Source organism: Gluconacetobacter diazotrophicus PA1 5 (assembly GCF_000021325.1).
In the GTDB taxonomy this organism is placed as follows: Bacteria; Pseudomonadota; Alphaproteobacteria; order Acetobacterales; family Acetobacteraceae; genus Gluconacetobacter; species Gluconacetobacter diazotrophicus.
The window spans coordinates 2,804,819-2,815,759 of sequence record NC_011365.1; the positions used below are offsets into that span (position 1 = coordinate 2,804,819).

Here is a 10,941-nt window from a genome sequence, read left to right on the forward strand (position 1 = left end):
TCTGAAACTGTTCCGGTCGGGCGTGGGCCCGTCCGGGCGTGGGGGGAGTGTGTACGCATGCGACAGCACAAAGTGATGGCGGAAACCGGGCGCGTGCCGGGCGAGGACGACGAATTCGGCGTGGCGCCGCTGGCCGAGGTGAATGGCGGCGCGGCGCATCCCGACCGCACTGCGCCCGCGCGGGTCCTGAAGGACGATGAGCGTGCGGCGCCCGCCACGGGGCGGCCGCGCGGCGGGCGCATGCCGGCGTCGGCCAAGCCCGATCACGGGCCGCATCGCTAGGCCGGTCTTTCCCGGGGGGGGCGGCATGGCCGCGCTGCATTACAACCGCGAGTCCGTGCCGACGATCCGGCGGTTCATGGAATCCGACGCCTTCATCCGGGGGCTGATGGGGCCGTTCGGGTCGGGGAAGAGTTCGGGCTGCGTCTGGGACATCGTGGTGCGGGGGCTGCGGCAGGCGCCGGGCCCCGACGGGGTGCGGCGGTCGCGCTGGGCGGTGATCCGCAATTCGTACCGCCAATTGGAGGATACGACGATCCGCACCGTCCACCAATGGTTTCCGCCCGCGCGGTTCGGCCGGTGGAAGCCGACGGACCATTCCTATGTCATCAACCGGATGGTGGCGGAGGGGGACGAGAAGCCGGCGGAGATCGAACTGCTGTTCCGTGCGCTGGACCGGCCGGACCAGGTGGGCAACCTGCTGTCGCTGGAACTGACGGGTGCCTGGGTGAACGAGGCGCGTGAGGTGCCGTGGGCGATCGTCGAGGCCGTGCAGGGGCGCGTGGGCCGCTATCCCGCCCGGCGGGACGGGGGCGCCACCTGGTCGGGCGTGCTGATGGACACCAACCCGCCGGATGCGGAATCGGACTGGTACCGGTTCTTCGAGGAAAAGGACCACTCGGCGGCGGTGGACGCCATGGCGGCGATCGTGCCCGGGATGACGGTGGACCGCTTCGCGCGGATCTTCAGGCAGCCCGGCGGGCGGGCGGAGGCGGCCGAGAATTTGGACAACCTGCCGCCGGCCTATTACCAGCGGCTGGCGGTCGGGAAAAGCGACGAGTGGATCAAGGTCTATATCGACGGCGATTACGGATTCGTCATGGAGGGGCGGCCGGTCTTCGGGGAATATAGCGACGGGTTCCATTGCCGCGACTGCCGCACGGTGCCGGCGCTGCCGGTCTATCGCGGGTGGGATTTCGGGCTGACCCCGGCCTGCGTGTTCAGCCAGATGCTGCCGTCCGGCCAGTGGATCGTGGTGGACGAGCTGGTGTCCAGCGCCATGGGGATCGAACGCTTCGCGGACGTGGTGGCGCGGCATTCGGCGCAGCATTTTCCGAAGACCCGCTTCGTCGATGTCGGCGATCCGGCGGGGATGCAGCGGGCGCAGACCGACGAGCGGACCTGTTTCGAGATCCTGCACGCCAGGGGGATCGCCATCGAGCCGGGGATGCAGACGCTGGCGATCCGGCTGGAGAGCGTGCGCCGGCCGCTGCGCACGCTGCTGGACGGGGCGGAGCCGGGATTCGTGCTGCATCCGCGCTGCGCCACGCTGCGCCGGGCGCTGATGGGCGGATACCAGTACCGGCGCATGCAGGTCAGCGGCGAACGCTATGCCGACCGGCCGGAAAAGAACCGGTGGTCGCATGTGATGGATGCGCTGCAATACGCGGCGACGCGCCTGTTCGGCGCCGAGCTGCGTGGGGCCGGGGCGGGGATCGACGACGGCGCCGGCGGCGAAATGGACGGGTTCCAGATGCATTCGGACGACGACCGGACGCGATCGAACATTACGGGGTATTGAAATGCCAGGACTGGTGATTCCCGCGCATGTCGCCGCGACGCGGCGGACGTGCCGCCTCTGCCGCCATCATGGCGTCGAGGGGCATGACGTCGTCTGCCGGCGCTATCCGCCGCAGGTGACGGTGGTGCTGGTGCCGCAGGCCGCGCCGCGCGTGGGGCAACTGGCGCCGCAGCCCTTCGCCACCTTTCCCCCGGTGGTGCCCGAGCATGTGTGCGGCGAATTCGCGCCCGGCGGGGTGGCGCCATGAGCGCGGCCGAGGCAGAGGGCCCCGATAGCGGCCCCGACGCGGCGCTGGTGGAGCGGCTGCGCCGCTGGATCGACAGTCCGAACATCGCGGAGGAACTGGACGATGCCGTGCGCGGGCGGGTGGCGGACCGGGTGGCGCGGGACTGGCGCGCCGACGATGCCAGCCGGGCCGAGTGGAAGGAGCAGTACCGCCGCTGGCTGGACGTGGCGCAGCAGGTGAGCGAGCCCAAGACCTATCCGTGGCCGGGGGCGTCGAACGTCATCTATCCGCTGCTGACCATCGCGGCCGTGCAGTTCGCGGCCCGGGCCTATCCGGGCATCGTGCGCGATCGCGACGTGGTGCGCGGCACGGTGGTGGGCGATGATTCCGGGGTGCCGGCGCCCCCTCTGGCGGTGGCGGCCGGCGGGCCGGCCTGGCTGGTGCCGCCGGGGGCCAAGCGGACCCGGGCGAATGCGATCGGCCGGCACATGAGCTGGCAGTTGCTGAACGAGATGGAGGACTGGGAGGAGCAGACCGACAAGCTGCTGCTGAAACTGTCCATTGTCGGCACGATGTTCCGCAAGACCTATTTCGACCCCGGCCTGCAGCGCAATGTCAGCGAGACGGTGGACCCGCTGCGGCTGTGCATCGACTACAACGCCAAATCCTTCGCCGCCGCGCCGCGCATCACCGAGGAGATCGACCTGTATCCGTGGGAGGTCGAGGAGAAGATCCGTGCCGGCCTGTTTCTGGACGACGAGTACGGGTGCAACCACGATGCGGGCGACGACGAGGATGCGCCGGTCACGTTCCTGGAGCAGCATCGCCGCTACGACCTGGATGGCGACGGCTATGCCGAGCCGTACATCGTGACCATCGCGCGGGATTCCGGCCGGCTGGCGCGCATCGTCGCGGGGTTCGAGTCCGAGGGCGTGATCTTCGGCGCCGCCGACCACCGCATTCGCCGGATCGACGCGGTGGCGTACTACACCAAGTTTCCCTTCATCCCGTCGCCGGACTCCGCGATCTACGATATCGGGTTCGGCACGCTGCTGCATCCGCTGAACGCGGCGGTGAACACCAGCCTGAACCAGATGTTCGACGCGGCGCACCTGGCCAATGCGGGGGGCGGGTTCATCGGGTCCGGCATGTCGCTGAACAGCGGGTCGGTGCGCTTCCAGATCGGCGAATACAAGGTGGTGAACACGCCCGGCGCGACGCTGCGCGAAAACCTGGTGCCGATGCAGTTTTCCGGGCCGAATCCGGTGCTGTTCCAGCTTCTGGGCTTCCTGGTCGATGCGGGGCGGGAGATCGCCTCGGTCAAGGATATCCTGTCCGGCGCCATGCCGGGGGGCAACGTGCCGGGCGTGCTGGGGCTGGCGGTGATTCAGCAGGGGCTGAAGGTGTTCAGCGCCATCTTCAAGCGCATCCATCGCAGCCTGGGCATGGAATTTCGCAAGCTGTACCGGCTGAACCGGATCTATCTGCCCGACGAGGCGGGGTTTCGCGCCGGGGCGGAGTATTTCCGCGTCACCCGTGCCGATTACGAGCAGGGCAGCGGGGTGGAGCCGGTGTCGGACCCGGAAGTCGTCACCGACATGCAGCAACTGGCGCGGGCCAATTTCCTGCTGTCGTTCAAGGACGACCCGTGGTGCGACGGGCATGAGATCCGCCGTCGCGCGTTCGAGGCCGCGGCGATCGGCGACATCGACCAGGTGCTGCGCGCCCAGCCGGCCCCGGACCTGGCGGCGATCGGCCAGGCCGCCGAGGTGCAGCGCCGCGCCCGGCGCGACGCGCGGGAGATGGAGATCCGCGCCGACCAGCAGAAGGTGCAGCAGGTGTCCACGCTGGCCGATGCGATCCTACACCTGGCGCAGGCCCGCCGCGTGGAGGGCGAGACGGGAGGAAACGGGGCGGGAGGAAACGGGGAGGGAGATGACGAACTGGCGTGGCTGGAACGCCAGGTTTCGGAACTGGATGGGGAGGGAGAGCATGGACCACGAGACGGAGGCGGCGCTGGAGGCGGCGCGGGCGCGGCGGCTGGAAGTGCTGGGGGATTTGGGCGAGGACTCGTTCCGGGCGTGGCGCCACCATCCGGTGAGCCGGGCGGTGCTGCGGTTCCTGGAGGATTACCGCGATAGCGTGGAGCAGCGGATGCTGGGGCAGTGGCGGGCCGGGACCGCCACCCTGGCGCAGGAGCACGAGGCGCGCGGCCGCGCCGCCGTCGCGGGCGAGATCGCGGCGCTGCAATGGGCCGAGATGGCGGCATTCTATGGTGGGGGAGGCGCGTGATGCGCGAGGGGCGGATCCTGAAATTCGACCAGCAGGAATACGTGATGTCCGACTGGGACGGCGTGAACCGGGCGGGGTACGTGCCGCTGGACGACAAGATCCTGGTGCTGGCGGACGTGCATGCGGACATGACCAGCGGCGCGGTGCAACTGCCGGCGGAGTATGTCGAACGGCAGACGCTGGCCGCCGAGCACGGCACGGTGATCGCGGTCGGCCCGGCGGCGTTCCGCTGGAACGATGACGGCACGCGGCAATGGGTGGGGCAGGTGCCCGCGCCGGGGGACCGCGTTTATTTCGAGCGCTATGCCGGCCAGTTGCTGAAGGGCGAGGACGGGCTGCTGTACCGGCTGATGTCGCAGCGCTGCATTGCGGCGATCGGTACGGCGGCGGACGGGAAAGGAGAAGGGGCATGATGGAACGGGACGAGGACATGCGGGAAGGGGATGTGACGGAGGCCGGCGCCCCCCATGCGAAGAGCGCGGGGCGGGAGGCGGCGGGGCAGGACGGGGACGAGCCGTCCGCCGCCCCGGAGGGCGCGGGCGACGAGACCGAGGCGCAGGCGCGGCGGATGGGCTGGGTGCCGCGCGGGGAATTTCGCGGCGATGCGGAAAAATGGCGGCCGGCGCGGGAATTCCTGGACCGGGGGATGACGCTGCTGCCGGTGCTGCAGCAGCAATATCGCGCGCTGGACGGGCGGTATTCCGCCATGCAGGCGCAGTTGCGCGACAGCCAGCAGGCGCTGGCCGACCTGACGGAGCGCACGCGGCGCGCGGACGAGCGGGCCTATCAGCGCGCGACGCGCGAGATCGAGGCCCGGCGGCAGGCCGCCGTGGCCAGCGGCGACACCACGGCCTTCGCCGCCGCCGACCGCGAATTGCAGGACCTGCGCGACCAGGCGCCCCCGCCCGAGCGCGCGCGGGAGGTGCCCCGGCGGGAGGCGGCCGCGCCCGCCGCACCCGCCACGGGGGCGGGCGGACCCGTGGCGCCGGCGCCGGAAATCGTGGCCTTCGTGCAGGCCAATCCGTGGTTTGCCAGCAACGAGGAGGCCCGGCAGGACGCGATTGCGATCCAGTCGGCGGTGGACCGCCAGCATGCCGGCCTGCCGCTGGCGGAGCGGCTGGAGATCACGCGGCGCAAGGTGCGGCAGTTGCATCCGGCGCTGTTCGAGAACCGGCGGCGCGAGGCCCCGGCCCAGGTCAGCGCGTCGCGCGGCGAGGGCGCGCGCGGGGCGAACCCGCGCGGGTTCGAGGCGCTGCCCGCCGAGGTGCGGCGGGAATACGACCGCTATGCCCGCGCGCTGTCGGGCAAGGGCAAGCCGCTGACCAAGGACGAATGGGCCGGATATTACTGGGAGAACGAAGCATGAGCGACGATGCACGCCATCGCGCGCCGCAGGCCGATGCGCCCCGCGGCCGCCGCGCGCCGTCGCGCCGCCCCTTCGGGCTGCGCGAGCAGAAACTGGCCTATCCCGAGCGCGAGGGCTACCACCGGCACTGGTTCAACGACGAACCCGGCCGCGTTGCCCGCGCGCAGGACGCGGGATACGCGCAGGTGATGGACGAATCCGGAAAACCCGTTAGCAGGACTGTGGGTGTCGCGCGCGGGGGTGGGCCGCAGATTGCGTACTTGATGGAAATACCGGCCGAATGGTATCGGGAGGACATGGCGGCGCAGGAAGCGGGCCATCGGGAGCTGATGGCCCAGATCAGGGAAGGCCGGGTTCCCGGCGGCCCGACCGGCGCGGACCGCAACGCGCAATATGTTCCCAACGGCGTGGGCATCACGATCCGCGAGGAACGGCGCTGAGGCGAGACGGCCCGATACGGCCCGATACGGGACGGACGGATACGAGACGGGGCGTCCAGGCACGGCGCCCCCCCCAAGGCAGACCAGCAGGCAATGACAGTTCGGCGGCGCGTGTGCGGCCGTCGTGATTTCAACCGTGCAGAGGCTCTGCCAGATGAATTCCAATACTCCCTTCGGCCTGCGGCCGATGGCCTATGCGTCCGGGGCGCCGTATGGCGGCGGCGTGCAGGTCTATTACGTGCCGCCGTCCAATGCCACGCCGCTGTTCCTGGGCGACCCGCTGGTGGTGCTGGCCGGCGTGGCCGACGCCAACGGCGTGCCGGGCGTGGGCATCGCCACCGCCGGGGCGTCGGGCATGATCACCGGGTCGATGCAGGGCATTGCCAGCAATGCCGGCGAGCTGGTGCTGCCGCTGCTGCAGAACCAGACGCCGTACCTGCCGGCGGGGCAGGCGGCCTATGTCTACGTTGCCGACGATCCGAACCTGGTCTTCGCGGTGCAGGAGGATTCGGTGGGCGGCGCGCTGGCGGCGGGGGCGGCGTCGAGCAACATCGACCTGGTGGCCGGGGCGGGATCGGTGACGTCCAGCCTGTCCGGCTGGCAGGCGCAGTCCAGTAGCCTGGGCACGTTGGCCACCGGGCAGTTGCGTATCCTGCGCGCGTACCAGTCGATCGACAATGCGATCGGCGTCAACGCGAAGTGGCTGTGCCGCATCAACCTGCATTCCATCACCGGCACGACCGGCATTTAAGGAGCATTCCCGATGGCCGTAATTACGACGGGCGCCCACCCCAAGGCCCTGTGGCCCGGCATCAAGGCGTGGTGGGGGCGCAGCTATGACGAACATCACGTGGAATATCTGGACCTGTTCGACAGGCAGACCTCGGACAAGGCGTACGAGGAGGAGGTCGAGATCACCGGCTTCGGCCTGGCGCCGGTGAAGCCGCAGGGGCAGCAGATCTATTACGACGTGGAATCGCAGGGGTCGGTCAGCCGCTTCACGCACGTGGCGTACGCGCTGGGCTATATCGTGACGTACGAGGAGCTGCGCGACAACCTGTACGAGACCGTGTCCAAGCGGCGGGCGGCGCAGCTGGCGTTTTCCATGCGCCAGACCAAGGAAAACGTGCTGGCCGGCATCTATAACATGGCGTTTTCGGCCAGCGCGCCGGGCGGCGACGGGGCGGCGCTGATTTCCGGCGCGCATCCCACGCTGTCGGGCATGCAGTCCAACCTGCTGGCGACGGCGGCGGACCTGTCCGAAGCCGCGATCGAGGACCTGACGGTCCAGATCATGCAGTGCCAGAACAATCGCGGCATGCGGATTTCCGCCCTGCCGCGCACGCTGAACGTGCCGTCCGCCCTGTGGTTCGAGGCCAACCGGGTGTGCAATTCGGTGCTGCAGAACGACACGGCGAACAACGCCATCAACGTGCTGCGCGCGACCAACGCGTTCCCGGAAGGGATCAAGCTGAACCATTACTTCACCAGCCAGACGGCGTGGTTTATCCGCACCAACGTGCCCAATTCGCTGACCTATTTCGAGCGCGATCCGATCGCCTTCGACCAGGACAACGATTTCGACACCAAGAACGCGAAGGCCGCCTGCTACGAGCGCTATTCCGGCTACTGGGCCGACTGGCGCGGATTGTACGGTACGCCGGGCGTCTGAGATCCTGTCCGGACATGCGCGCTGGTGGCGATCCGACGCGCGGCACTCTCGTTCACCAGCCCACATGTCCCGCCAGGATCACAGGATTTTCAAACTGAAGGACGGAATTATGACCGAACGCAAGACGGGTACCAAGGCTGCATCCACCACCGCCCGGGGTGGGGCGGAGATGCATGTGCATCATCATCACCATTATCACGGCGGGGCAAAGCCCGCCGCCGTGGCCGATGTCGCGGCGCGGGGCGTGCGGCGCAGGCCCGCGCCCGCGCGCAAGGCGACGCGCCGGGTCTGAGGGCCGGGTCCGAGGAAAGGGGGCCCTGCCGGTCGGGCGGGGCCCCGTCATCACGGGGGAAACGATGGCCGACATGACGACGACGCAGGTGATCGCCAATGGTCCCCGCAACCTGATCATCAAGCTGACCGATGTCAGCGACGGCACCGGCCTGTCGGGGTTCAAGGTGGTGGATGCGCAGTCCGCCGCCTATGCCGCCGGGGGGCAGGTGCCCGGGGTGCACCTGAAGGTGCGGCGCATCGTCTATGACGTGCACGGCATGGTGGTGCGGCTGCAATGGGAGGCCAAGGCGCCGGTGGACCTGGCGACGCTGTCGGGGTTCGGGCACCTGGATTTCCGGCGGTGCCAGGGGTTGTCCAATCCCGGCGTCACGGCGGCGCCGGGGGCGACGGGGTCGATCCTGCTGACGACCATCGGGGCGGCGGCGGGCGGGGCGTTCACGATCCATCTCGAGATGATCAAGGGTGTTCCGCAATTCTGAGGGGCGCGGCATGACCGAGGCGTGGTACTACAATCCCGGCGACCATTACGTGCTGGACGACATGTCGGGCTTCAAGGTCCGGCGGTCGCGGACGCGCACCATCCCCGGCGGGCAGACCGGGCAGGCGGTGGTCGATCGCAGGCGGTGGGAGCCGCAGCAGCCGCAGGATTTCGTGCGCGGGGTGGCGGACGACCAGAGCGTGGATGTCGCGCGGCCCCGGCAGGACGACCGGTTCATGATGGTGGGGACGGTCGTGACGCGACCGGCCCCGGCCGGCGCGGTGGCCATCATGGTGGCGTCCGTCGCCGGCATGGGCGTGGGCGACACGGTGCAGGTCATGCTGGATAGCGGCGTGAACTTCGTCACGCAGGTGCGGGGGATCGCGGGCGGCACGATTACGCTGGCCGCGCCGCTGCCGGCGTCGGTCGGGGCGGGCGATCCGGCGGGGAACATGGTGCTGGACCTGAGCGCGGCGGGGCCGGCATGACGACCAGCGGCACCGCGACCTGGAACCCGGGCGCGTCCTCGATCATCAACGGCGCGCTGCGGCTGATCGGGGCCATTGCCAGCGGCGAGACGCCGCCCGCCAGCGAATATGCCGACGCGCTGATGGCGCTGAACGGGCTGATCAAGTCCTGGCAGGTGTCGGGCGTGCATGTGTGGGCGCAGGCCGAGGGCACGCTGGTCCTGCAGCCGGGGCAGGCGCAGTACGCGATCGGCGTGAACAGCGCGGATCATGCGACGGGGGCCGCCGGCATCACGGCATCGACCGTCCTGGCGGCGGCGGGGGCGGTGCAGGTCGCGCTGGCTTCCGGTGCCGGTATCGCGGTGGGGAGCCAGGTCGGCATCGTGCTGGATGCCGGGCCGGTGTTCTGGTCTTCGGTCGTCTCGGTGTCCGGTTCGACGGTTTATCTGGCTTCGGCGCTGCCGTCGCAGGCGTCGGCCGGCGCGGCGGTGGTGGCCTGTGGTGCGCCGTTCGCGCGTCCGCTGAAGGTCAGCGGCGCGCGGGTGGTCGATCCGGCGACCGGTGTGGAGACGCCGCTGATCCCGATGTCGCGGCTGGATTACGCCAATCTGTCGGGCAAGACCGCGCCGGCGGGCGTGCCGGCGCAGTATTTCTACGATCCGCAGCTCGGGTCGGGGGTTTTCAGCGTGTTTCCGGCTCCGGCGGCCGGCCTGACGGTGGTGCGGTTCACCTGCCAGCGGCCCTTGCAGGATTTCAGCAGCCAGGCCGATACGGCGGATGTGCCGCAGGAATGGTCGTCGGCCCTGCGCTTCGCCCTGGCGGTGGAACTGGGGCCGGAATATGACTGCCCGCAGGCGCGCATGACGATGCTGAAGGGCATGGCGGACGAGAAGTTCGCTGTTGTTTCCAAGTGGGATATCGAGCCCGAGGGGACCGCCACCTCTCCCTTCGGCCAGCCGGTCTATCAGATGATCGCGGGGGCGCTGCGGCTGTGCGGGGCCGTCGGCCCGCAGGATGTGCCGCGGCTGGGGCTGGTGGACAACGCGTTCACGGCGCTGAACGCCATGGTACAGTCCTGGCAGGCCTCGGGCATCCATGTCTGGGCCGAGGAGGATTGCACGCTGTTCCTGCAGCCGGGGCAGGTGCGCTACCTGCTGGGCGCCGGGTCGCCCGACGCCGCCACCCTGAGCAGCCAGTGGGTCGAGGGCGCGCTGGCGGTGAGCGGGGCGGCGGGGGCGGTGCAGGTGTCGGCCGCCCTGGCCGGGGTGGCGGCGGGCGACAGGGTCGGGGTGTGGCTGGATGCCGGGTGCACCTTCTGGACGACCGCTGCCTCGGTCGGCGGCGGGACGGTGACGCTGGCCGCGGCGCTGCCGTCGCAGGCGTCGGCCGGGGCGCGGGTGGTGTCCTATGCCACGCCGCTGATCCGCCCGCTGCGGGTGCCGGCGGCGCGGCGCTGCCGTCTGGCGCCGCCGGGCGGGCAGGCGATCGAGATCCCGGTCGTGCCGATGTCGCGGCTGGATTATGCCGCCGTGCCGAACAAGGCCACGCCGGGGACGGTGACGCAGTTCTTCTACGATCCGCAGCTTGGGGCGGGGGTCCTGCATGTCTGGCCGGCGCCGTGCGACGATGGGAGCGCGCTGAAATTCACCGCGCAGCGGCCGCTGACGACATTCGCGACCCTGGCCTCGGTTCCGGATTTTCCGGATGAGTGGCTGGCGGCGCTGCGCTGGAACCTGGCGGTGGAACTCTGGCCCGAATATAACGGCGCCCGTGGCAATCCGGCGCAGTACGCCCTGCTGAAGGAAGAGGCGCGCGGCAAGCTGATGGTGGCCCAGGGCTGGGATCGCGAGCCGCAATCGGTGCTGTTCGGCGCGGGCGTCGGCCCGGCCGGGCGGTCGGGGTAGG

The 10,941-nt window shown here is 70.0% G+C and carries 14 protein-coding genes; all 14 read left to right on the top strand.

Features of this window, described 5'->3' with window-relative positions:
- Nucleotides 1–57: 57 nt before the first annotated feature.
- The 14 genes from GDIA_RS12840 (at nt 58) to GDIA_RS12900 (ending at nt 10,940) form a co-directional block, all read left to right on the top strand.
- Nucleotides 58–282, top strand: a complete 225-nt coding sequence (locus GDIA_RS12840) for a hypothetical protein (protein ID WP_012554408.1) — start codon at nt 58–60, stop codon at nt 280–282.
- A 25-nt stretch (nt 283–307) separates the two neighbouring features.
- Nucleotides 308–1,801, top strand: a complete 1,494-nt coding sequence (locus GDIA_RS12845; RefSeq protein ID WP_012228361.1) for a terminase large subunit domain-containing protein — start codon at nt 308–310, stop codon at nt 1,799–1,801.
- 1 nt (nt 1,802) lies between these two features.
- A complete protein-coding gene (locus tag GDIA_RS12850; protein ID WP_012554409.1) occupies nt 1,803–2,048 on the top strand; it encodes a hypothetical protein in 246 nt (81 codons plus the stop codon).
- Nucleotides 2,045–4,168 carry a hypothetical protein gene (locus GDIA_RS12855; RefSeq protein WP_012554410.1) on the top strand — a complete coding sequence of 708 codons (2,124 nt, stop codon included), beginning with the start codon at nt 2,045–2,047 and terminating at the stop codon, nt 4,166–4,168. The genes GDIA_RS12850 and GDIA_RS12855 overlap by 4 nt, the downstream gene beginning before the upstream one ends.
- Nucleotides 4,137–4,319 carry a hypothetical protein gene (locus tag GDIA_RS19260; RefSeq protein ID WP_244410103.1) on the top strand — a complete coding sequence of 61 codons (183 nt, stop codon included), beginning with the start codon at nt 4,137–4,139 and terminating at the stop codon, nt 4,317–4,319. Before GDIA_RS12855 ends, GDIA_RS19260 begins: the two co-directional genes overlap by 32 nt.
- Complete coding sequence (locus tag GDIA_RS12860) at nt 4,319–4,732, top strand: co-chaperone GroES (RefSeq protein WP_012554412.1); 414 nt, start codon at nt 4,319–4,321, stop codon at nt 4,730–4,732. The genes GDIA_RS19260 and GDIA_RS12860 overlap by 1 nt, the downstream gene beginning before the upstream one ends.
- Nucleotides 4,729–5,685, top strand: coding sequence for a hypothetical protein (locus GDIA_RS12865; RefSeq protein ID WP_012554413.1), 957 nt, complete (start codon nt 4,729–4,731; stop codon nt 5,683–5,685). Before GDIA_RS12860 ends, GDIA_RS12865 begins: the two co-directional genes overlap by 4 nt.
- Nucleotides 5,682–6,125 carry a hypothetical protein gene (locus GDIA_RS12870; protein WP_012554414.1) on the top strand — a complete coding sequence of 148 codons (444 nt, stop codon included), beginning with the start codon at nt 5,682–5,684 and terminating at the stop codon, nt 6,123–6,125. Before GDIA_RS12865 ends, GDIA_RS12870 begins: the two co-directional genes overlap by 4 nt.
- A gap of 154 nt (nt 6,126–6,279) precedes the next feature.
- Nucleotides 6,280–6,876, top strand: coding sequence for a hypothetical protein (locus tag GDIA_RS12875; protein WP_012554415.1), 597 nt, complete (start codon nt 6,280–6,282; stop codon nt 6,874–6,876).
- Between the two features lie 12 nt (nt 6,877–6,888).
- Nucleotides 6,889–7,797 carry a phage major capsid protein gene (locus tag GDIA_RS12880; protein ID WP_012228365.1) on the top strand — a complete coding sequence of 303 codons (909 nt, stop codon included), beginning with the start codon at nt 6,889–6,891 and terminating at the stop codon, nt 7,795–7,797.
- Between the two features lie 109 nt (nt 7,798–7,906).
- A complete protein-coding gene (locus GDIA_RS12885) occupies nt 7,907–8,089 on the top strand; it encodes a hypothetical protein (RefSeq protein WP_012554416.1) in 183 nt (60 codons plus the stop codon).
- Between the two features lie 73 nt (nt 8,090–8,162).
- Nucleotides 8,163–8,570: a hypothetical protein gene (locus GDIA_RS12890; RefSeq protein WP_231854159.1), complete on the top strand. Its 408-nt coding sequence runs from the start codon at nt 8,163–8,165 to the stop codon at nt 8,568–8,570.
- On the top strand, nt 8,554–9,057 hold the full coding sequence (locus GDIA_RS12895) for a hypothetical protein (RefSeq protein ID WP_144880230.1): 504 nt from the start codon (nt 8,554–8,556) through the stop codon (nt 9,055–9,057). The genes GDIA_RS12890 and GDIA_RS12895 overlap by 17 nt, the downstream gene beginning before the upstream one ends.
- Complete coding sequence (locus tag GDIA_RS12900) at nt 9,054–10,940, top strand: phage adaptor protein (RefSeq protein ID WP_012228369.1); 1,887 nt, start codon at nt 9,054–9,056, stop codon at nt 10,938–10,940. The genes GDIA_RS12895 and GDIA_RS12900 overlap by 4 nt, the downstream gene beginning before the upstream one ends.
- The last annotated feature ends 1 nt before the right edge of the window (nt 10,941 follow it).